This window comes from Algoriphagus formosus (genome assembly GCF_002807035.1).
In the GTDB taxonomy this organism is placed as follows: Bacteria; Bacteroidota; Bacteroidia; order Cytophagales; family Cyclobacteriaceae; genus Algoriphagus; species Algoriphagus formosus.
The window spans coordinates 342233-364918 of the sequence record NZ_NIUC01000002.1 but is presented as its reverse complement, the minus strand read 5'-3'; the positions used below and the strand labels follow the sequence as shown (position 1 = coordinate 364918).

General features: G+C 42.4%; 20 protein-coding genes. 9 read left to right on the top strand and 11 right to left on the bottom strand.

Annotated features, from left to right (window positions below):
- Positions 1-51 precede the first annotated feature (51 nt).
- Genes CDH51_RS07605 through CDH51_RS07595 form a run of 3 tightly spaced genes read left to right on the top strand, consistent with a single transcriptional unit; the run spans position 52 to position 3282 of the window.
- Positions 52-1179: an NAD(P)/FAD-dependent oxidoreductase gene (locus CDH51_RS07605; protein ID WP_100628097.1), complete on the top strand. Its 1128-nt coding sequence runs from the start codon at positions 52-54 to the stop codon at positions 1177-1179.
- A 43-nt stretch (positions 1180-1222) separates the two neighbouring features.
- Positions 1223-2686, top strand: a complete 1464-nt coding sequence (nhaC, locus tag CDH51_RS07600; protein ID WP_100628096.1) for a Na+/H+ antiporter NhaC — start codon at positions 1223-1225, stop codon at positions 2684-2686.
- Positions 2683-3282: a 3'-5' exonuclease gene (locus tag CDH51_RS07595; RefSeq protein WP_100628095.1), complete on the top strand. Its 600-nt coding sequence runs from the start codon at positions 2683-2685 to the stop codon at positions 3280-3282. Before nhaC ends, CDH51_RS07595 begins: the two co-directional genes overlap by 4 nt.
- Here the strand turns inward: CDH51_RS07595 and CDH51_RS07590 are convergent.
- Complete coding sequence (locus tag CDH51_RS07590; RefSeq protein ID WP_100628094.1) at positions 3262-3888, bottom strand: IMPACT family protein; 627 nt, start codon at positions 3886-3888, stop codon at positions 3262-3264. The two genes, CDH51_RS07595 and CDH51_RS07590, sit on opposite strands and share 21 nt — an antisense overlap.
- A 105-nt stretch (positions 3889-3993) precedes the next feature.
- Here CDH51_RS07590 and CDH51_RS07585 point away from each other — a divergent pair, with 105 nt between their 5' ends.
- From CDH51_RS07585 to CDH51_RS07575, 3 genes are read left to right on the top strand one after another with little or no spacing between them, the layout of a single operon-like run.
- Positions 3994-4404 (top strand): sugar 3,4-ketoisomerase, encoded by a 411-nt coding sequence (locus CDH51_RS07585; protein WP_100628093.1) that lies wholly within the window; start codon positions 3994-3996, stop codon positions 4402-4404.
- Position 4405: 1 nt separating this feature from the next.
- Entirely contained in the window at positions 4406-5320 is a 915-nt protein-coding gene (locus CDH51_RS07580; protein ID WP_100628092.1) for a hypothetical protein, read from the top strand.
- Between the two features lie 2 nt (positions 5321-5322).
- A complete protein-coding gene (locus tag CDH51_RS07575) occupies positions 5323-6276 on the top strand; it encodes a glycosyltransferase family A protein (protein ID WP_100628091.1) in 954 nt (317 codons plus the stop codon).
- Here the strand turns inward: CDH51_RS07575 and CDH51_RS07570 are convergent, their stop codons facing one another.
- Genes CDH51_RS07570 through CDH51_RS07550 form a run of 5 tightly spaced genes read right to left on the bottom strand, consistent with a single transcriptional unit; the run spans position 6277 to position 13350 of the window.
- Positions 6277-7548: a M16 family metallopeptidase gene (locus CDH51_RS07570; RefSeq protein WP_100628090.1), complete on the bottom strand. Its 1272-nt coding sequence runs from the start codon at positions 7546-7548 to the stop codon at positions 6277-6279.
- On the bottom strand, positions 7548-8711 hold the full coding sequence (gene porV, locus CDH51_RS07565) for a type IX secretion system outer membrane channel protein PorV (RefSeq protein ID WP_100629376.1): 1164 nt from the start codon (positions 8709-8711) through the stop codon (positions 7548-7550). The genes CDH51_RS07570 and porV overlap by 1 nt, the downstream gene beginning before the upstream one ends.
- Before the next feature lie 47 nt (positions 8712-8758).
- Complete coding sequence (gene porU, locus CDH51_RS07560) at positions 8759-12004, bottom strand: type IX secretion system sortase PorU (protein WP_100628089.1); 3246 nt, start codon at positions 12002-12004, stop codon at positions 8759-8761.
- Complete coding sequence (gene pssA, locus CDH51_RS07555) at positions 12001-12693, bottom strand: CDP-diacylglycerol--serine O-phosphatidyltransferase (RefSeq protein ID WP_100628088.1); 693 nt, start codon at positions 12691-12693, stop codon at positions 12001-12003. Before pssA ends, porU begins: the two co-directional genes overlap by 4 nt.
- 3 nt (positions 12694-12696) lie before the next feature.
- Positions 12697-13350 (bottom strand): MBL fold metallo-hydrolase, encoded by a 654-nt coding sequence (locus tag CDH51_RS07550; protein WP_100628087.1) that lies wholly within the window; start codon positions 13348-13350, stop codon positions 12697-12699.
- 54 nt (positions 13351-13404) lie between these two features.
- On the opposite strand from CDH51_RS07550, the gene CDH51_RS07545 reads away from it, so the two are divergent.
- The 3 genes from CDH51_RS07545 to CDH51_RS07535 are packed head-to-tail and all read left to right on the top strand — an operon-like array spanning position 13405 to position 18676.
- Positions 13405-14451 carry an NAD(P)/FAD-dependent oxidoreductase gene (locus tag CDH51_RS07545; protein ID WP_100628086.1) on the top strand — a complete coding sequence of 349 codons (1047 nt, stop codon included), beginning with the start codon at positions 13405-13407 and terminating at the stop codon, positions 14449-14451.
- A gap of 22 nt (positions 14452-14473) precedes the next feature.
- Positions 14474-17782: a biopolymer transporter Tol gene (locus CDH51_RS07540; protein WP_100628085.1), complete on the top strand. Its 3309-nt coding sequence runs from the start codon at positions 14474-14476 to the stop codon at positions 17780-17782.
- A gap of 9 nt (positions 17783-17791) precedes the next feature.
- Positions 17792-18676 carry a YicC/YloC family endoribonuclease gene (locus CDH51_RS07535; protein ID WP_100628084.1) on the top strand — a complete coding sequence of 295 codons (885 nt, stop codon included), beginning with the start codon at positions 17792-17794 and terminating at the stop codon, positions 18674-18676.
- Here CDH51_RS07535 and CDH51_RS07530 read toward each other — a convergent pair.
- The 5 genes from CDH51_RS07530 to gcvH form a co-directional block, all read right to left on the bottom strand.
- Entirely contained in the window at positions 18663-20324 is a 1662-nt protein-coding gene (locus tag CDH51_RS07530) for an N-acyl-D-amino-acid deacylase family protein (RefSeq protein ID WP_232724775.1), read from the bottom strand. The genes CDH51_RS07535 and CDH51_RS07530 overlap by 14 nt on opposite strands.
- On the bottom strand, positions 20324-20995 hold the full coding sequence (locus CDH51_RS07525) for an energy transducer TonB (protein ID WP_100628083.1): 672 nt from the start codon (positions 20993-20995) through the stop codon (positions 20324-20326). The genes CDH51_RS07530 and CDH51_RS07525 overlap by 1 nt, the downstream gene beginning before the upstream one ends.
- Before the next feature lie 150 nt (positions 20996-21145).
- A complete protein-coding gene (locus CDH51_RS07520) occupies positions 21146-21823 on the bottom strand; it encodes an energy transducer TonB (protein ID WP_026945381.1) in 678 nt (225 codons plus the stop codon).
- 67 nt (positions 21824-21890) lie between these two features.
- Positions 21891-22244, bottom strand: coding sequence for a VanZ family protein (locus tag CDH51_RS07515; protein ID WP_198514285.1), 354 nt, complete (start codon positions 22242-22244; stop codon positions 21891-21893).
- 7 nt (positions 22245-22251) lie between these two features.
- Positions 22252-22632 carry a glycine cleavage system protein GcvH gene (gene gcvH, locus CDH51_RS07510; protein ID WP_100629374.1) on the bottom strand — a complete coding sequence of 127 codons (381 nt, stop codon included), beginning with the start codon at positions 22630-22632 and terminating at the stop codon, positions 22252-22254.
- Positions 22633-22686: the final 54 nt, after the last annotated feature.

Genomic DNA, 22686 nt, shown 5'->3' with positions numbered 1-22686 from the left:
AGATTAAATTATCAAAAATCTTGAAAAGAAAATAAGAAAGCCAAAGAGTATATGTTGAGTTATTGGGAGAAGAAGAATTTTTTGAATTACGATTTGATAGTGGTGGGAGCCGGGTTTGTGGGGCTTTCGACAGCAATCCATTTCAAAAAGAAGCGGCCAAAAGCCCGAGTTTTGATTTTGGAACGGGGGACTTTCCCAAGTGGAGCCAGCACCAAAAATGCTGGTTTTGCCTGCTTTGGATCACTAACTGAAATCTTGGACGACATGTGGTCCATGACACAAGATGAGTTAGTCAAACTGGTAGAAAAACGAGCCAAGGGACTAGAGCTCATTCAAAAGGAATTCGGCAGAAAAGCACTTGATTTCAAGCAGTCGGGAGGATTTGAATTGATCACTGAGGATCAGCTGGAGGCGCTTGATCAGCTTTCCTCGATCAATAAGCTACTTAAGCCTATTTTCAAAAAGCCCGTTTTTTCAAACCTCAAGAACTACCGGAGTTTTGGTTTTGATGAATCTGTAAAGGCGGTCGTCAAAAATCAGTTTGAAGGTGAATTGGATCCCGGGAATTATATTTCAGCCTTGTGGTCCAGAGCAAATGAATTGGGAATTAAAATTCTGACAGGTTCTCATGTCCAGAAGGTTGAAAAGGATTTGGGATTGATCAGTGCAAAGACTGGGACGGATGAACTGATAGAGTTTCAAGGATCCAAGGTAGCAATCTGCACCAATGCTTTTGCGGGGCAATTTTTCCCGGAATTTGATCTTGAACCAGGACGTGGCTTAGTAATGGTCAGTCAGCCTTTTGAGCAAAAGATTCCGTGGAAAGGCAGTTTTCATTTTGACAAAGGCTACGTGTACTTCCGAAAGATTGATGGGCGCCTTCTTCTAGGCGGAGGTAGAAATAAGGATTTTGAAGGTGAAAAGAGTCTGGAAAACGCTGTCAATCCCACTATCGATTGGTATTTAGAAAATTTGGCAGAAACAATCATCTTTCCCGGACAGAAAATTACCTGGGAATCCAAATGGACTGGAATCATGGCATTTGGGCAAAAAAAGCTCCCAATCCTGGAGAAAGTCGGTGATCGGACAGCCGTGGGAGTACGCCTGGGAGGAATGGGAGTAGCAATAGGCTGGGAAGTTGGGAGGCAACTCTCCGATCTCTTACGGAAAGGGTTTTAAAATTTTTGGTTAGATTCGGGAGTTCATCCTATTTAAACATTTGATGCAAGAAAAAGCCAAGACGCCAACTATACTTGACGCGCTCATTCCTTTGATTTTTTTGATTGTCTTGTTAGTGTTCAATATTCAGATATTCGGAACTGACGGACTTTCGGGCTCCAATCAGATCGTATTGATTTTATCTGCAGCAGTAGCTGGCCTAGTAGCCGTCTATCGCTTAGGGTTTCATTGGGAAACCCTCCAAGATGGCATAGTCAAAAGCATTAGCTCTGCCATGTCCAGTATTTTGATTTTATTTCTCATTGGTGCCCTTGCAGGTACCTGGCTCCTGAGTGGGATAGTTCCAGCGATGATTTATTATGGACTTCAGGTCTTGAGTCCGGGGATATTTCTGATTGCGGCATGCGTAGTCAGTGCGATTGTATCCATTTCTACGGGTAGTTCTTGGACTACGGTGGCGACGGTAGGAGTTGCTCTTTTAGGGATCGGTAAAGCGCTTGGTTTTGATGAAGGAATCATTGCAGGAGCTATTATTTCGGGTGCATATTTTGGCGATAAAATGTCTCCCTTGTCCGATACGACCAATCTTGCACCTGCTATGGCAGGGACGGATTTGTTTACCCATATCCGGCACATGGCAAAAACAACTATTCCTTCCATCACCATTACCATAATCCTATTTGTCATCATCGGTGTGAATTATGAAGTGAGTGGTTCGGTCGAGGATGTCAAGGCTATTTCAGCAGTGATTTTAGAAAAATTCAATATTACCGGATGGCTATTTATCGTTCCGGCAGTAGTCTTGGTGCTGATTATTAGAAAAGTCCCCGCTATCCCAGCTTTGCTCATCGGAGCTTTATTAGGTGGAGTATTTGCCGTGATTTTTCAACCTCAAATTATCGCAACCATAGCCAATGAATCTGGAGTGTCCTACACTTACTTGAGCTTCAAGGCAGTAATGATGGCTCTTTATGGGGAGATATCTATTTTGACTAGCAATGATATCGTCAATGAGCTGCTTGTCACAAGAGGAATGGGAGGTATGTTGAATACGATTTGGTTGATTGTCTGTGCGATGGTGTTTGGAGGGATTATGGAAGTGACAGGGATGCTACAGGTTTTGGCAGAAGCGGTGATCCGTAAAGTTCATAAGGTTGGATCGCTTATCGCGAGTACCGCTGCGACTTGTATCTTTTTCAACATAACTACTTCCGACCAATATTTGGCTATCCTGGTTCCGGGAAGGATGTATGCTGATATTTACAAAAAACGAGGTCTGAAGCCAGAAAACCTCAGTAGAACCCTAGAGGATTCCGCGACAGTTACCTCAGTTTTGGTTCCGTGGAATACTTGCGGGGCAACTCAGGCATCCGTATTGGGAGTAGCAACATTGGTGTACGCACCGTATTGTTTCTTTAATATTATCAGCCCATTCATGACTATTTTATATGGATATCTGAAGATTGGGATCAACTTTTATGAAGAGGAAGAGTTAGAGGTGGCATGAATCTCAGAAGAATAAGTAAAGACGAAATAAATGCACTGCCATTGGGGCAGTTTGATGGTGAAATTTACTTGATTGACGAACTTGATCAAGTGGAGGAAGTGGTCGAGTTTCTGGCTAAGCAGCAAATTCTTGGTTTTGATACAGAGACCAAACCTGCCTTCCGAAAAGGAGTCTTCAATGAAGTAGCACTTTTACAGCTTTCGACCGAAGAGCAGGCTTTTTTATTCCGGTTGAATTCAATTGGTTTTCCGGATGAAATCCGTGCCTTGCTTGAGCATGAGCACATTTTAAAAATAGGTGCCGCAGTGCATGATGACCTTAAAGGCCTTTCCAAGCTCACTGATTCCTTTTACCCTCAATCATTTTTTGACTTGAATGATGAGCTGAAGAAAGTAGGATTTCATAATGTGGGGGTTAGAAATCTATCCGGTATGATTCTCGGCATCCGAATCAGCAAGTCTGAGCAGGTTTCTAATTGGGAGGCACAAGAACTGACGGAAAAGCAGCAACGCTATGCGGCGACGGATGCCTGGGCTTGTTTGGAAGTTTTCAAGCGCCTGAGGGAAGAAGGTGTCTTAGATCCTCTCTTCGATTAATTTATACTCCAGTCCATCAATTATCTCCAGTTGGTCAATGACCTGATCCTTCAAGCTGCTTCGAAAGGATAAATCCATTTTGCAATCCAGCTCCATTTCTTGTGACTCGATTTCGAGATTCTCGTTTTTGATCAACTTCATCACATCATTCATGACAGGATAGGGAAAATGGAGTTTCAGAAAGCATCTTTCAAAGTCTTCCACAATCTCATTTTCCTCGATAGCCATTTTCGCTGCCGTTCTATAGGCTTGAATCAGACCACCTACCCCAAGTTTGGTTCCACCAAAGTAGCGGACGACTACTATCAGGACATTCGTCAATTCAAAGGATCTGATTTGCCCCAAAATCGGATCTCCCGCCGAATGGTTGGGTTCGCCGTCATCATTTGCCCGGAAGACTTCTCCATCCTTTCCAAGACTATAAGCATAGCAATGATGCCTTGCGTCGTAGTATTGCTTTCGGAGTTCTGCTAGTTTTTCCTTTACCTCCTCTTCCGATTTGACAGGGAAAGCATGAGCGTGGAATTTAGAGTTTCTATCCTTAAATAAGGAGGCACTTTCTCGGCTTAGGGTAAAAAATCGATCTGTATCGTCTCTGGATTCCACTGGTCAGATTATTTGGCTAGGTTTCGAAATGAAAACCTAAATTTAATGGAACTGTAACCTTTTTTACTTGGTATTTATCTTAATTTTAGTCCGATTCAAAAAGTAATGATGCATCCACAAAAAACAAGTCAGCCCAGATGGATTGATTTTGATGGGGAAAAAGGGCAGGCCGGCGAATTGTATTATTGGGAAAAGCAAGACCTCTTTCCTAATGGTATTCAGCGATGCTTTTGGGTACATGCAGTTCCTGGCGGGGTTTCGCGAGGCAATCATGCTCATCGTGAAGAAACGCAGGTGCTTGTTGCCTTGGCTGGGGAGATAAGAGCAAAAACTACCGACACTCAGGGAGTTACGCAAGTATTTAAATTAAATCATCCTTCCAGAGGTCTTTTGATTCCCCCGCTTCATTGGGTAGAGACTGATTTTTCTTCAGATGCAGTCTTACTTGCATTATCAGACCGAGAGTTTTCAGAAGCCGATTACATCAGAGATTTAAAGGAATTTGCAAAGCTCTAAGATGGATATCTCCAATCAATATCACCTTGAAGTACAGGATAGCCGAGCGGAAATAAAAGATTATTTTCTTGCAAATGAGCAGTTGCTAGGATACCGGGAGTACCTTGATTTTAAGCTTGTCAAAAAGGAAAAAGTCAAGGCTTGGATTACCATTTGTATTTCAGAGCAAGGAAAGGCTATTTCGCTTCCTCAGGTTCCTTTTGGAGGAATTTGGATGCAGGATAGTCTAAGTTCTGAAGCTTTAGAGTACTTCATATTGGTGATTCAAGGAGAGCTCCGGAAAAGGGGAGTTTTGGAATTGGAAATTACTCAAGCTCCGAAGCCTTATCAGTCAAACCATGATTTGGTGAATTACTTACTTTTCAAGCTTGGTTTCAGGCAGGAAAAGGTTTTGGCTCATCAATTTTTCTTGGGAAAAAAGAAGATTAAGAAACTGATTCAAAGTGAGCAGGATCGATTCCAGAAGCGCATAAAAGAAGGGGAGCTTACAATTCGAAAAGGGCCAATCTCTAATTTTGGCTTTTTACAGGAGATTCGATCATGGAATCAGTCAAGAGGCTATGACTCCAACTTGGATGAAACTCGGTTAATCACGCAGGTGTCGGAGTATCCAGAGCGTTATTTCTTGATTTCGCTAGAAAAAAAGGGCCAAGCTGTGGCACACACTTTAGCGACTAGATTGACTTCAGAGTCATTATATTATTTTCAGTCAGCCATAGACCCAAAAAGTCAGCTTAAGCAAGGAGGCGAAATGCTTCTATATCAATTATTTATTTTGGCAATGGAACTGAAGGTGGACTTCATAGATCTGGGCTCCTCTGATCAGCCAAGTTCGGCCAATCATAATTTAATGTTTTTTAAGTCCAGATTTTCCAACGATATTTCTAACAAAGTCACCTGGGTCAGGAAACTTTAACCATGGAAAGCTTAGGTAAAGTCACTGTTATTTGCACAGCCTTCAATCACGAAGACTGGATTTGGGAGGCACTAGAGAGTGTGGCAATGCAGGATTACCATGACAAAGAATTGGTCATTGTCGATAATGGAAGTTCTGATAGTACTGCCGAACGCATCAAGGATTGGGTCTCGCAGTATTCTGGATTATTTCCGGTGAAAACGTACTTTTTTGAGGATACTAGACCATACTGTCAGACCTTCAATGAAGTGTTTGCAGAGACAAATGGGGACTACCTGGTCGATTTGTCCGGAGATGATGTGCTTTATCCTGATCATCTATCGCTATCGATCGCTCAACTTTCACAGGATCCTGAAGCAGCTTTTAGTTTCTCTGATGCCTATTTACTAGAGTCATCGGGGTCTATCACGACTTTCTATAAGCGAAATACATTCGGAGAGCTTAGGGAAAAGCTGCATATGGGCACGATATACGAAACGCTATTAAGGCGAAGTATCATCTGCGCAGCTACCATGGTATTCAATGCAAAGATTTTTCGAAAGGAGTCGGGTTATGATGAGAGTCTGTATTACGAGGATTTTGATATCCAAATCCGAATGGCAAGGAAATATCATGTGGTATTTTCCGATCATTTTGGCGTCCTGAAGCGTGAGCATGAGGAGTCTATGTCAGCAAACCAGTACCAGCGCTATTTTTCAAAAATGTTGCCTAGTACGGTAAAGGTCTGTGAAAAAGCATTGGAGCTCAATCAAAGCCAGGATGAAAATAAAGCATTGTTGGAGCGAGTTCTTTTTGAATTGAAACATGCACTTTGGTCGGCAAATTTCTCTGCTGCTGATCAACTCATCCAAATGGCCGAACGCTTACATGGCAAAGGCCTAAAATTGAAGCTCTATAAAGCTTGGGCGAAATTCAAGCTTGACATATCTTGGCTTTACGTCAGTGTCACGAGTTGATTAGCCAACACTTACTTCTATCAAGGGCTGATCTTTGAAGTATTTTTGACCGATTTGAAGAATGTCTTCCGCCTTAAATTCTTTTAGAAATTGAAGTTTCTGCGAATAATAGTTCAAGTCCAAGCCAGAGTGGTGAACTGAGCGGAAACGATCGATTATGTCGAAGGAGTTGCTAAACTGTGAAAGCATCTGACCAAGCAGGTAATTCCTGACAGTTTCCAACTCATCCTCTTCTACGAGCTCTGTAGAGAGTTTTTCGATTTCATACTTGATTTCGGTTTTCACTAGCTCGAGATACTGTTTTTCCACATCAGCTCCCACGGCCCAATAGTTCAGGTTACCCATTTGAACCAAGCTGGAGTAAATCCCATAGGTATGTCCCTTATCTTCTCGGATATTTTTGATAAGTCGAGATCCAAAGTATCCGCCTAAGATGGTGTTGAATACCGAAAGGGGGATGAAATCAGGGTGATTTTTAGGAATCGAAAGTTTACCCATTCGGATACTGCTTTGAACTGCATCTTGCCGAGATTCATAAATGGATTCCTCACTATTTGGGTCAGGGAGTAGAATGCCTTCTTGCGGAATCTGATTTGGAAGCCTCTCTAAAAACCCTTCTAAAGCTATCCTCTCTTCTTCACTAAAGTCACCGGCAGTAAAGATCTCAAGTCCCTGCCAAAGCAGTTGCTGACTATGCTGTTGAAGCCTTTCAGAATTAATAGCTTCAAGCATTTCCTCGTGGATCATGTTTCCGAAAGGATGCTCCCCTCCAAAAAGCGTTTTGCGGAAAAGCTGAGAGGCCTGTGATGCTGTCTTTTTCCTTTCCATCTCAATCATGAGACGGCGTTGAGCTTTTCGTTTTTCCAGCGGCTCCTCAGGGAAGCTCGGTTGGGTAATCACTTCCAAAAGCAGCTCCAAAACCTGAAAAAGATGCTTTTTTGTGCTTATGAGTGTGATGCCTTCCTGCCCAAATGTCAAATAAGGCTGAATTTCACTGGCATGAAAATCCAAGAGATGTGCAATTTCACTACTGCTTTTTGATGCAGTGCCCTCAATCAACATCTGTAAGGTGAATGATGGCACTAGCGCCTCATTTAATGGTAGAAATGCTCGAGTACCTTTTCCAATCAAGTCGATTTTGACAGCTTGAATTCCTGGAGTATCAAAATGAAAATGTGCAGCTCCATTTTGAAGGATTTTTTCAGCAGGTGATTGTAAGCTAAAGTCTTCTGGAATGGAGTAACTCGGTGGAGTACTTCGGTCTAGAATCATCAATTGGATGGAATTGCGTATCGCAGAGAAAAGCGTAATGTCTCAGCGAGCGGGTGGTTTTGTACTTGAGGGACTAGGTAAGAGAAATCAAATCCAAGGCGCTTCACATTGAAGCCGACACCCATGGTAAAATATCTCCTTCCTCCTTTAGTAGGGTTTTCAAAAAAGTAACCAGTTCGTAAGGCAAACTTTTCATTGTACAGGTATTCTGCACCGAAAGAAACGGTGATTTCCTGCATCTCCTCACTGAATCCATCAGGAGCATCTGTGAAGGAACCAAACATACCTGAAATAAGCGGTCTATTTGGATCTTTTCCTTGCTCGATAATGAGATTTCCGTCTTCATCCGTAGAAAGCGTCCCGTCAGGATTGGTTGCGTAGACAGGAGGAGAAGGGACCAAAAGTTTATTAAAGTCTAAGGCAAAGGTCAATTTATTCAACTCGTTGAAGTAAATACCATAAGCGGTTCCGATTCTCAGATTTGTAGGGATGTAATCCAAGTCATCAGCGGAATTATAGGTGATCTTCGGTCCAATATTGGAAATATTGACACCCCAAGACCATGTTCCTTCCTTGGAACCTGTGAAAATATCTTTGCTGTAATAAAGCCCTACATCTGTTCCTACACTAATCCCGGCTCTTGCATCGCTTCCTCCCACTGAGGAAATATTTCCTGACAAATTGGAATAGATAAATCGGGCAGATACTCCCAATCCAAGATTGGCGGAGAGTTTTCGAGAATAAGTGCCTCCGATGGCAATATCGCGTGGATTAAATTGGCCTAATTCATTGCCTAAACCATCTGTCAACTGAATATCGCCCATGTTAAAATAGCGCAAGTCAAAACCGAAGGCAGAATTTTCATCGATGCGGAAAGCACCGGTTAGATAGCTTAAAGACATATCATTGACCAATCTTCCCAACCAGGGAGAATAAGATAAGGAAAATGCTGTCTGGTCTTCTAGGAAGGCTAATTTGCCACTATTCCAATGTGCTGAATTCGCATCAGGAGTGGTTGCCACCCCCACGTCACCCATGGCAGAATGACGAGAGTCTGGAGCAAAATTAAGAAAAGGTACTGCTGTCGTGATCACCCTCCGCTGCCTGTCCTGTCCTGAGACTACAATGGAATTTTGAGCCATTACAAGTGCAGAGGTGGTCATAAACACCCCAAAAAGTAATCCTATCGGCCTAATGATTCCTTTTCTTTTCATTCAATTATAAGTTTTCCGCTTTCAGATGCGACTGAACTTTCAGCTTCCGAACTAAGCGTCAATTTGTAAATATAAGTTCCTTTTGCTGGAATTTTAGATTGGTTTTGTAAAAAAATCCATCTAAATCCCTCGATGCGTGATTCAGCTTCTACCAAACGACGCGATGCAGAAAATAGTATTGAGCCTGTCAAAGAATAAACTTCCAGCTCTATGAGAAGGTTTTCACCCGGACGATTGTGAGTCAATTCAAAGATTGTTTCTTTATCTGCTGGGTTGGGATAGACGATGTGATCTAGAATTTGAATTCTATTACTGCCTTCAACTCGAATTTCAAAGATAGCCTCATTACTATTCCCCACTAGGTCAGTTGCTGATACCCGGATAGAATTTATGCCTTCTTCCAATCCTTCAATTTTGATTCCTGCTTGTCCACGCTGATAGCTACCACCATCACTTACAAAGGATTTATTTAAAACCCGTGGAGGCTGTTGGTTAATTTGGATCGTAAAATCTTTCCTTGGATCAATTCCGCTTATATCTATTCCTGTACTATCTGATAGGAAAATGATGGCTGCCAATTGCTTCGAGGGGAAGTTAAATGGCTCGAGTTGTTGTCCTTCGATTTGTATTTCAATATTCGGTCCTTCTTCATCTGTTGGGTTGTCTGCCTGCTCACCACCTACATCAACTTGAGCTACTCCTTGTGCATCCAGCATGCTCGTGGAGTCAACGGCATACATTCGGATATTTCCTTTTCCAATTTCAATATCGATGCCGCTTGGAACTCTAAATCTTCCTTCAAAGAAACCATTTCTGACTTCAGCTTTTCCCCTAAATAAAGTAATGGCTTCCTCAGGGAATTCAATTGGCGGGCTTTCATCGCCAAGAGTTTTGATCGATACAGGTCGATCCATCAGTTCTACTTCCACTGTTCCGTTGAAAGTGGTCATATCATTTCCACTTAAGGGATTGACCACTTTTCCCTGATAAAAGACCTCCGAAAGGGGGGCGAAATTCTCGATTGGATTTCCTTCAGCATCCTTGAATTCTCCAATTTCGATTTCCAAATCCGGATAATTTAAACGTAGACTTGGATCCCCAAGAAGACTAAAATTTCGGTTTAAAGCTCCATTTAAGCTATTGTTTTTGGTGTTTTTAAAAATACTCCCCAAATCCTGATAGGTGCCGTTTTCCTTTTTGTAAACCTCCCTCACAAATGCCTCATTTAGCCTGAAATTAACACTGCTAAATACCGGCCGTCCTGTGGTCAAAAGGCCAATGGCACCTTTACCTTGTACTGTGAGCAATTCCTCCGCACCTGAGCGGATAAAAGGGCTGTCATGCCTGCCAAACTCACAGGTGGCAGTGACCCAAAGCGGTAAAAAGGAGGTTTCCGGGAAGTCAGCGATATCTTCTACCCGGAATACTTCTTCAGCAGTAAGAGTGGTTTCATTTCCATGACCGATATAGTTTACCACTAAGGTGCCTTCCGTCAAGACTTCTCGCAAAGCTTGCTTCGCCTCGGGGGATTGTTGGGAATCACCGTTTGGAATTTGTTCGTAGCGATCGAGGTATAATTTATTTTGAAAGAATTCGGAATTGGCTTCTCTCAAATAGTTGCTATGGGCTTCTGCATCTCGCAGGTGAATATTGTTGTCGGCATCATCGGCAAAAAGGCTAAAAGATCGTTTCCAGTTCACGAAGGATGGGTTTTGCTCGTAGTCAATGATTTTTTGAACTACGATATCCGCCTCTTGCCGGGTGATCACTGGAAGGCGGCCTACTCCGATGGATAGTTTTTCGTCACCGCTTTGGCTTTCTACCCACTCTCCTTGACCAAATTCTAATAGTCCAAAAAAGTCATCGGAGCTGTAAGTAGTTAGGGGGTTTAGACTACTTCTACTGGAGTATGTGGGGACGATATTTGGTCTTCCTCCGAGTTTACCTTTGTAGTCGAAGGTTCCTTTACCCAGAAAGAGAACATTTTTCACCCTTTTTCCCTCGTGAAAATGCCAGGCAATAAAATCCCGGATAGCCACCACATCTTTAGTTCCATAGCCGAAAGCATCATAAATCTCCTTTAGAGTTACTACTTCTGATAATATGCCCTGACCTAATTTATGTGTACTCAGTTTTTCTGCTTCTGGAAGTAGGTTTTGATCCGTAATAATGAGGAGCTCAGGCCAGCTTCCAACTGTTCGGATATTCGATTCAACAGGCGAGAGGTCAGGGATATTAAAGAGGTCTGAGCTCCTTGAAAAAACCAATTTGCCTCCTTGAGCGAAGCCATTTTTCTGAAAAGTGATGGGCTTGTAGAAATCACTTACCTCCCAAACCTCGCATTCATTACAGCCATGGCTGAATGCCCGTCCGCTAAGATTAAAATAATGTCCAGATTGAATTTCCGAAGACTCATTAGGTACTCCAAGGAGCAAATGTTCGAAATAAGCTGCGGCATTATTGTCAGAGCTGTTGTAGGCAAGTTCCAAAGTGTTGACCTCCTGATTGGCGGGGTTAAAACTTACGTTTACTGCTGCTTCTACTCCTTTTATCCCATAAAGTGAATTTGGAATTGGAGAGATATTGGTTTGGAAAATGGAACTTCCGCTTTCCAAAATAGATACCTGACTGCTTTGAAAAGATTGAGCCATCACCCGGCCTTGTAGCAGCCAATCTGCACTTGATTCAGTACTTTGTCTAAACGGGATAGATCGTAAAGAACCTGAACTAACGGGTTCTGAATACCATATTCTTCCCGAATTCAAAATATTTCGATCTTCTCCCTTGACAGTAGTCCATTCGTAAAGCGTGATTGGTTCGGCCTGTGGACTGACCTGAGTTTCGGACTCCAGTCTTTTTGGGTTTTCTTTACTACCAATCAGATAATACAAGGTGTCCGAATAATAATGGTGCCTATATTCTAATTCACCATCAATAAGGTCAAGGCGGTGCGGTCCGGTTAAAAAGATTAACAATTCATTATTTACCCTTTTTGCTGGGATTTCCCTTAAAGAGAAGGTGCCGCTATCAAGCTTTTGTGGAAGTCTTCCCGGGTAGCCAAAAAAAGCAACTTCGTCTAAGGAGCTAATTCCCAATTCATTTAGCCTATCTGCATCAAAGCGGTATAATCCGGATTTGGTTACGCCAAACTTGTAGAAACTTTCCTGAGAAAATCCCTGCAAGAAAAATCCAAAAAAGAGGGATAATCCCCCCAAAATACCTGCCAGGCATGCTTTTTTCATAAAGAAGCAGATGAATTTTCGATAAGGGAAAGCCCTAGGTACAGTATAATAACCAAGGGTATCCCTGACAAGCCCATCAGTAGGATTGCCAATGCTCCCGAAGCCAAGAGCACATACCTAAATACATTATCTCGCAAAGAAAAGTTTTTGAATTTCAGAGCAATCAGGGGGATTTCGGCGACTAGCAGCAAGGAAAAGACCCAAGAAAGTACGATCAAGGTCCATGGATTTGATAAGTAATTCCCTGTGAAACTCCAGAAGTCCGCCAAATAAGGCAAGGTGCTAAAAAACAAGGCGTTTGCCGGAGTTGGTAAACCAATAAAACGGTCTGATTGTCTTGTATCGATATTGAATTTGGCTAGCCTTAAGGCAGAAAATAGCGGAATCGTCAGCGAAAGATAGGGCATCCATTCTACCGAGGTCAGAGTGGAAATCCACTCATAGACCACAAATCCTGGCAATACCCCAAAGGATACTAAATCAGCCAGAGAATCAAGCTGTTTGCCTAGTTCACCACTTACCTCGAGAAGTCTGGCAGCGAATCCATCAAAAAAATCCAGAAATGCTGCTAAAAAAATAAAATAGGCTCCACTTTGATAGTCTCCAGCCAGAACTGTGACAATACCAATTACACCTGCGAGTAGATTGCCGAGTGTAAGCGAATTTGGGATGTGGGATTTGATACTCACGGATCAGAATCTTGAATTTTTTCCCACAAATGGATTGTATGCTTTCTCATGAGCTATTGTGGTGCTGGGCCCATGACCGGAATGAATTACAGTTTGGTCGGGTAGCTTAAATAATACACTTTTGATTTTTTCCAAAAGAAGATTGTGGTCACCTCCCGGAAGATCTGTCCGTCCGATACTTTCTCTAAAAAGCGTGTCACCTGCAATGCATTGTTGGCTTTCAGGATGATAAAAAACCACATGGCCCGGAGCGTGCCCCGGTACAAACAGGACTTCAAGGTGCTCATTACCTATTTCAATGCTTTTTCCTTCGCTGAGGTAGCCATCTGGATCTGTATGTGAATAGTTGGCAAATCCATAATTTGGGGCATAGGCCTTGACAGAGTTCAATACCGGGATTTCCTGATCATGTATTAAAAGGGGAATACTGAAAGTTCTCTTGATAAAATCATTCCCAAGCACGTGGTCAATATGACAATGGGTATTCAACAAAAGCTCAGGCTTCAGGTTATTTTCACGTATATATCCTAAGATCTGCTGGTTTTCAGCATCTTCATAATTCCCCGGATCAATGATGGCTGCATGACCTTCCTGATCAGAGATCACGTAGGTATTTTCCTGAAAAGGGTTGAATGTAAATGATTTGATTCGAAGCATGATTTTGTCTATGTACGTATAACAAAATAAGGAATAAAACCCGTTCTTTGATGCATGAAAGTTGATTTTTTGTTAATAGGTGGTGGCTTGGCCGGGATGAGTCTTGGCTATCAATTGCAAAAATCGGGTAAAAAAATTCTGATTTTAGATCATCAGTCAGGGAACCAATCCAGTCAGATAGCGGCGGGATTGTATAATCCAGTGACTGGCCGAAAAATGGTCAAAACTTGGCTGGCGGATCAGCTTTTTCCTAAGATAGAACCTTTTTACCAAGAGCTTGAACACAAGACAGGTAGGAGTTTTCTTCGTCCTCAGAAAATTTACCGCCCATTCCTCACGGTTGAAGAGCAAAATGAATGGATGGGGCATAGCTCTGACCCTTTGTTTCAAGGTTATTTGGATGGATTGTTTCAATCCTCCCAGTCAAGTTTTCTAAATGATCCTTTTGGAGGTGTGATGCTTACCCAGTCGGGATGGCTCGATATTCCCACTTTTCTTGAGGGGATGCGTACTTTTTTTGGAGATCGCTATCGGGATGTGATTTTTGAAGAGGATAAATTGATTAAGAGTGATCAATTCTGGTCCTATGAGAATATTGAGGCAAATGAAATAATTTTCTGTACGGGGGTTCATGCGGCTCAATCCAAGTTTTTCTCATATTTACCCTTTGCGCCGGTCAAGGGTGAAATCTTAGAAGTAAAGCAGGACTTCTGTCCGGAATTCATCGTCAATCGCGGAGTTTTCAGGGTGCATTTGGGGCAAAATGTCTTTCGGGTCGGCTCAACTTACACACACTTTGACTTGGATCAGGGTCCCACAGAGCGGGCAAAAGATGAGATTTTGGGACGATTGGAGTCATTGGTCCAAGTCCCTGTCGATGAGGTAGTATCTCATAAATTTGGTATACGTCCGGCCACAAAGGACCGAAAGCCATTTCTTGGGAAACATCCTGACTTTTCAGGCGTTTACATATTCAATGGGTTTGGTGCCAAAGGCGTGTCGTTGGTGCCCTATTTCAGTTTAATGATGCGTGATTTCCTTCTAAATGGCAGCTCCTTGTCACCTGAGGTGGATATCGCTAGGTATTTTGATTATATTTAAATTCTGTCCAGTAAGGAAAAATATGCGAGTAAAGTCTTTCCTGTTATTTCTGCTTCTGACTACTATTCTCTTTTCGCAGAATTCTTTTGCACAATTTGATCAGGAGCGTTTCGGAAAAAACCGACTGCAGCATCAGCAGTTCGATTGGTACTTTTATAGCTCAAATAATTTTGAGGTTTATTATTACGATCGTGGAGGTGCAAATGCCAAGCAGGCAATTGAATTTTTAGAGTCTGAATTTCAGCGATTGACACAGATGATAGGCTATGTCGCCTACACCAAGCCAAAAATCTATATTTATAATACTCCCGAAGAATTGCTACAAAGCAATTTGAATTTGAATAAGGAAGAATTTAACGAAGAAGGGCAGACGAATTTTAGCAGACTTATCGCCGAACTTGCCTACAAAGGCGAAATGGATCAGTTCAAGGAGGACTTGATTTATGCCACTTCCAAAGTAATTATTCAAGAGATGCTCTATGGTGCATCTGTTGCAGATGCGTTCCAGTCCAACCTGATGAATAGTTTTCCGGATTGGTATGTAGAGGGGATATCTCTTTACCTGGCCAAGGGTTGGAGTATGGAGATGGATGATTATATCCGTCATTATCTCAAAGAAGATGAAAAACCGAAAATCCTTCGCCTAAAAGGAATCGAGGCAGCGCTTGTTGGTCAGTCGATTTGGAATTACATCGCTGAGCGATACGGTCGACGCTATTTGTCGAGCATTCTAAATCTATCAAGAATCAACCGAAATGAGGAAAATAGCATAGCGAATACCGTTGGGTTGAATTTCGATACTTTTTTAGAAGATTGGAAAAAATACTACCTGACTATCAATGAGCAGGTAACCAATAATTTTCGACCTATCGAAAGCTCTCAGGCCATCGCATCTACCTCTCCGAAGATGCTTGGTGTCATTACAGACATCAAATTTAGCCCAGATGGATTGAATCTAGCCTATGTTCTCAATAATCAGGGTAAATACAAGGTACAGGTAAGAGAGCTTTCCACAGGAACAGAAAGAACTCTAATGCAGGGAGGATCGGTATACCAGGATCAAATTCCGAATTTTCGGTCTCCGGTAATTGCTTGGAGGGATTCTGCCAGTTTGGCGATAGCATCCTTTACGAGAGGGCTTACGACGCTGAGATTAAGAGCTTTGGATGGGACCAATCAGGATAAAATCTTCCTGAGAAATATCAATCAGATTCTTAGTATCGATTTTAATTCAACAGGAAGGAATATGGTTCTTTCCGCCATTTCAAATGGAAAAACCGATATCTATACGCTCAACGTACGCGGTCAAGGTCGACGAATGACCAATGATGAGTTTGATGATTTGACCCCGATGTTCTTGAATGATTCTACGATCATTTATTCGACTAATTATTCTGAGGAATTAGACTCTCTTAGCGGGAAGTTTGAAAATCTCAATCAATACGTAGAAACCTATAACATATTCATGGCTGAAGTAAGGGATACTGTGAGGTTGACCCGCTTGACCAATAGCTTTAGCAAGAATGTGAGACCGAGAAAGGTCAATAGCAATAATGTTGTATTCCTGAGTGACCAAAGTGGAATCAACAACCTGATGCGGCTGAATGTAGGCAATCAAGTTTCCAGTCAAATTTCTGGATTTAACAAAAGTATCGAGACCTTCGATGTGAATAGTCGCATGAATAAGATTGCCTTTGCCGTTCGAGATGGAATGGAAAGCTTCTTGATAGTGCAGTCTTATTCCGGTGCAGATCAGTTTACTCCGAGTACGCCAAGGATTCAGTTGGAACAGGCAAAAAGCTTGAACGAAAGGCTTGCGGCAAGGAGGAGAATGGAAGCCCAGACACAGCCGAAGCGTGAGGAAGAGCCTCTTCCCAAGCCAACTCCACAGCCTGAAGTACAGCCACTACCACAAGCTATCGATACAACTTCAACCAAAACTACTTCCTCTATCAATGTGGATCGCTTGAAATTCCGAAATAGGAATGGAATTGATACCGAGAATTACACCTTTGACTCCTTGCCTAGTACTCTACTTGCTCAAGAAAGGGAAGGAGAAAGCCAAGATAAGGCTACCAATTTGCTAGAAGCCTTTAGAAAGCAATCCCTGAAAAAACGAGTGACCGGTCCAAGAGGCATGGAACCTCAGTTTTTTACCAATAATATTAACACACGATTTATTGTCGACCCACTAAGAGGTTTTGGAATTAGCCTTCAAGGCAAAATGAGTGATCTGCTAGACAATCATGTCTTGTATGGTGGGATTTCAACTGCTTTAGATTTTAGATCAGGAGGGGATATCTTTGCCGAATACGAATACCTGAAAAGTAGAATAGATTTTAGAGTACGATTTGATAGAAGAACTATTCGGATATCAGAGTTTGATGACATCACCTTCCAGCGCTATGTGCTTTCCAAATTTGAGGTGGGAGTATCTTATCCTTTCAATGTGAATTCCAGATTCACCTTAGCCCCATTTGTGGCCAAGTCCCAATATTTTAATCTGAATGCTGATTCCTTGATCCTAGCTACCAATCCGGAGCAGAATCGCTTCGATGTGAATTATGTGGGAGGGCGAGCTGAATTTGTTTTCGACCGAACACAGCAGATAGGTCTGTATTCCCAAGCTGGTCTCAAAGGTAAGGTTGGTTTGGTTCATTATCAGGGTCTCAATCAAGGAGATAGAAGTTTCAGTAATTTCTATTTAGATGTCAGAAATTATCAGCGAATTCACAAGAACATTGTCCTTGCGACGCGACTTTACGCAGGGTCTTTCTTTGGAAACAATCCTCAAACCTACCTTGTCGGTGGGATGGATAATTGGCTTTTCAATGAATTTTATCAACCACCATCCAATAGACCGGAGGCTTCTCCTGTTCGCAACCCAAGTGGTGCAGAGAACTCCAATATTCTATTTGCAGAATTTGTTGATCTGAGAGGTTATCATTATGATGAAATTAGGGGAAATAAGGTCGTTACCTTTACAACTGAACTTCGGATCCCAATTTTCTCATACCTGACTCGAGGCAACATCACGTCGAATTTTGTGAGAAATTTCCAGCTAGTCGGATTTTATGATATTGGTTCTGCTTGGAATGAGGCAGCGCCATGGGAGCGGATCAATGATCAGAACACAGAGGTAATTAATACAGAGGGATCTCCTTTCACCATCACGCTGAATAATTTCAATAATCCATGGCTCCAAAGTTATGGAGCAGGTTTGCGTACAGTACTCTTGAATTACTACGTGAAGTTTGATGTAGCACGGCCTATCAGAAATTATCAAACAGAGGACCTCAGATTTTATGTAACTTTGGGTTACAACTTTTAAAGTAATATCATGATCAAATCGATGACCGGTTTCGGAAGAGCCGGAATGGAAGATGATTTTCGCACCATACAGGCTGAGGTCAAAACACTCAATTCTAAGTTTCTAGACCTTTCATTGAAATTGCCTCGACAGTTTTCCGAAAAGGAGCACGAGGTACGGAATCTGGTACAGGGGATACTAGAAAGAGGTAAGGTAAATCTTGCCCTGGACTTTATTCCAAAAAAGTCCAATCAGATTCCAGTTACAATCAATGAGGAGCTTTTTCAGGCATACTTCGAAAAGTATCAAAACCTAGCCAATTCGGTGGTGGCTGAGAAAAGTGAGTTATTCAAGCTAGCTCTCCAATCGCCGTCAGTCATTGTCAACATGGCTCCTGATGAAGCTACCGAAGCAGAGGAGGAATGGGAATTGATTCAAAAAGTGATCATTGAAGCGCTTAAAAAATGCGATCAGTTTCGTAAAGATGAGGGGGAGTCGCTTTTTGAAAAGCTAAAGGAAAATATCCAAGTAATTGAAAGTGCACTTCAACGGGTGAAGGCGATAGAGGGACAGAGAAAAGATCGAATCAAAAACAGAATCAGGTCAAACTTCCATGATTGGATAGAAGAAAATGACTTCGATCAAAACCGATTTGAGCAGGAGTTGATCTATTATTTTGAGAAGCTTGATATCACTGAGGAATTGGTTCGATTGGAAACTCACCTCAACTATTTCATCAAAGTGCTGAATGAAGAGACCCAGCAAGGAAAAAAGTTAGGGTTTATCAGTCAGGAAATAGGGCGTGAAATCAACACCATAGGTTCAAAAGCCAACGATGCAGGTATGCAGAAGTGGGTGATTCTGATGAAGGATGAGTTGGAGAAAATCAAGGAACAAACCCTCAACGTCCTGTAGCTTGTTTCCGGATCACCTTTCCAAAACCTTTGTTTAAAAATTCCCCTTCCTTAACAGCAAACTGCCCATTCACCAATACATAGAGAATCCCTTCAGGATATTGATGTGGATCGATAAAGGTTGATTTGTCCCGAATGGTTTCAGGATCAAATAGGCACAAATCTGCCTTCATTCCTTCCTCAATCAGTCCCCGGTCCGAAAGGCCAAGACTTTGAGCCGAAAGTCCGGTCATTTTATAAATGGCTGTAGGAAGGTCAAGAACTTTTTCTTCTCTTGTATAAAATCCCAATACTCTAGGAAATGTACCGTATGCCCTTGGATGAGGGTGACCTTCTCCCGGTCTGGATAATCTCCCATCAGATGCAATCATAGTCATAGGATGTTGCATGATTCTCCGAACATCAGCTTCATCCATGGCATGATAGATCGTACCTGTTCCCCCATTGAGTTGGGCTTGAATCACAAAATCAGCCCCATTTTCTACAGAGGGGTTTTTACCTTCACGAATCAGCCAATCATGTAAAGTTTTCCCTTCAAGGGATCGATCCCAAGTGACAGTTGAGAATTGTATCCTTTTCAAATCAGCCCCACCGCGGTCATTGAGAATGGAGTAGATAATTCCATCTTTGATACTATCGCGTAGGGAGGGGTTCTTGACTCTTTCTTCAAAATTCCCGCCCTCCATGGCCCAACTTGGAATCAATACGCTTATTCCCGTGTGACTGGCAGCATAAGGGTACTGATCCATTTTGATATCTAGGCCTTGTTTTCTTGCCGAATCCACGAGGGCAAGAGTTTTTGTGCTAGCTCCCCACATTTTGACGCCAATGGCTTTGTGATGCGTCAAAATCACAGGGATAGAAGCTTCATCGCTAATTTCGATAGCCTCTTGCACTGCCTCAACGAGGCCAATTCCTTCTTCCCGAAGGTGAGAAGTATAGATTCCACCATGCTCAGCCGCAGCTTTTGAAAGTGCAATAAGCTCATCCTTTTTCGCAAAGGTACCCGGCAAATACTTCAGTCCTGTAGATATTCCAAAAGCTCCTTCCTTCATCGCTCGATCTACTTCTTGGATCATTTGCTGAAGTTCTTCCTCATTAGGTTCCCGATCTGAATTTTGCAGGTATTTTCGGCGGATACTGTTATGTCCGACAAGATAAGCCAGGTTAGGACCTATCTCCATTTGCTCCAAGCTATCCAAAAACTCTCCCAAGGGCAAAGGACCGCTTCCGTCAGGTCCTCCAAGAGCTAGGGTTACTCCTTGCCTGATCAAGGATTCTGCTAGGGGCATTTCCAAAATAGGCTCCAAGTGCGTATGTAGATCTATAAATCCAGGCGAAACTGCAAGTCCAGAAGCGTCAATGGTTTCCTTGCTTTTGTAATTCTCAAGTTTTCCGATAAAGCTTATTTCATCCCCAGAAACTCCAATATCCAGTATCTGACCCGGAGATCCATCTCCTTTGTAGACAGTACCATTGAGAATCACCAAGTCATATTCCTTGCTTTGACATGAACCGAATAGGATGAGGATTGCGAGAATTAGCTTTTGGACTTTCATAGGTATCCAAAATACATAATTCGCTTTGATAGTCTTGGGATGAATTATCAAAAAGCCCCAAACCTTCTTGGGCTGGGGCAATGATTTCATCAATTTAAGCGAAAGCGAATCGGAATAACCATCCTTGATCTTACAGCATTTCCTCCTACTTTTCCGGGATTCCATTCTGGTGAGTTGGCCACGACTTTCAAGGCAATTTCATCACAGCCTCCGCCCAAAGAGCGGACCACTTCTGCATCCTGGACCGATCCGTCTTTATTGACTACAAAGCGAACTAAGACCACTCCTTCGATTCCCATTCTTCTGGCTTGACTGGGATAAGTAAGGTTCTCTTTCAAATAAGCAGTCCATTTTTCCATCCCACCTTTGAATGTGGCTTGTACTTCAGTGAAATCTAAAATCTCATCGGCTTTATCAACTGTTGGGGGTGTATTGGGTAAAACCACCGTTGGTATTTCTACATCCTCTCCCATATTAATATCAATATTGAAGTCCTGAGGATCAATTGTGATATCATTGGGTACTTCAGTGACTATAGGCGGAGCAGTCTCTGGTGGGGGTGGGGGAGTTTGAATACTAATCGGTACCTCAGGAATTTCCCAGATATCAGTCTGAGAAGTGATTTCTTTGAGTTTCCCTTCTGGGTAGCTTTTCCACTCAAAAGCAGTGAGGCAAATGCCTAGGCTGCAGGTCAGCCCAAAATAAAAGAGTGGCGTAGACCATTTTCTCAGGTCTGCATTGGGATTCTTTTTCGTTTCCATGGTAAGCGGGGTTTTGGTTGAAAATAAATTACCCAAGAATTTACCATGTAATGGTCTCGAAAAGAACGGATTAACTGTATTTAACTATGTTAAAAGTTTTAAAAACAAAAAAGCCCGGAAAACCGGGCTTTCAATATTACTTGTTTGTGATTAGCTCAACTTGAAGCGGATTGGAAGTCTCATTCGAGTACGAACTGGACGTCCACGTTGCTTACCAGGCTCCCACTTAGGTGCATTTTCTACTACCTTCACAGCTTCCTCGTCGCAACCTCCTCCGATTCCTCGAAGAACTTCTACGTCTTGGATAGAGCCATCAGTATTGATAACGAATACCACAATTACAGTTCCTTCGATACCCATTCTTCTGGCTTGAGTTGGGTACTTAAGGTTTTTGCTTAGGTATTGATTCCAACCTGACATTCCACCTGGAGGAACTGGTTGAGTTTCTACCACGTCAAAGATTTCGTCAGCTTTTTCCTCTACAGGAGCTTCAGCGATAACAACCTCTTCAATGACAGTTTCCTCTTCCACGTTCACATCGAAGTTAACTTCGATTTTCTCTTCGATTTCAACCTCATCAGGAATCTCCTGAATGATAGGCTGCTCTACTGGTGGTGGTGGAGGTGGTGGTGGCTGCTCTGTGATAGGAATATCCAGTAGCTCTTCAAAGTTGTCATCACCCATTCCGAGATCCTTAAGAGCCCCGTCATCAAATGATTTCCACTCAAAAGCCACTAGGACAGCACCAACGGCTACCATCAAACCCAAGTTCAGGAACATTCCTGACTTTTTGGTGAGATCGGCTGCCGGAGTCTTTTTTGATTCCATAGCGTTTTTGGTTTATTATAGGTTAATGTATTCGAAACTAATTAACAATTGTAAGCATTTCAAAAGATTAATCCAAGCGAAATACCTTGGATGAAATCTTAAAATATCCTAACAGACCTGCCCAAACACCGATTTGGTTGAATACCAGATCCCATATGTCGAGTGAGCGATTTGGGATCCAATATTGCCCTATTTCAAATAGGATAGATGGTAGGACTACTAGTAGACTGAACAGTAGCCAGTTCGGTTTTTGTTCTTTCAATCTCACTCCTGCCCAAATAAAGGAAAGGATGAAGAAAAGAACGGTATGGATTAATTTATCCTGAAAGTCGAAGGCATGAATCTCGGGGAATTTTTCTCCAGGCATAAGCATTGCAAAGCCTAGTAAAATTAACCAGATCAGTCCGGCAACCCAGCGCAAATGAATCTTAATTTTGGCCTACCAGCTCTGTGTATTCCTCAGCATTGAGTAGATCTTCAGGAAGATCGCCGTCAACTTTGATTTTAATCATCCAGCCTGATTCATAAGGGGATTCATTGACTAGCTCTGGAGAGCTTTCCAACTCGTCGTTGAATTCTAGGATTTCACCGCTTACAGGCATGAAGAGGTCAGAAACAGTTTTGACGGCTTCTACAGTACCAAACACCTCTCCGGCTTCGATACTTTCACCTACAGTTTCTACTTCCACGTAGACGATATCTCCCAATTCAGACTGGGCAAATTCAGTAATTCCAACCGTGGCTACATCCCCGTCGATTTTGATCCACTCGTGATCTTTGGTGTACTTAAGTTCTTGAGGAAAATTCATTTCTTGATTTGATTTTAAAGTCTCCAAAAATAAGAGGAATCCGAGAGCTAAAAA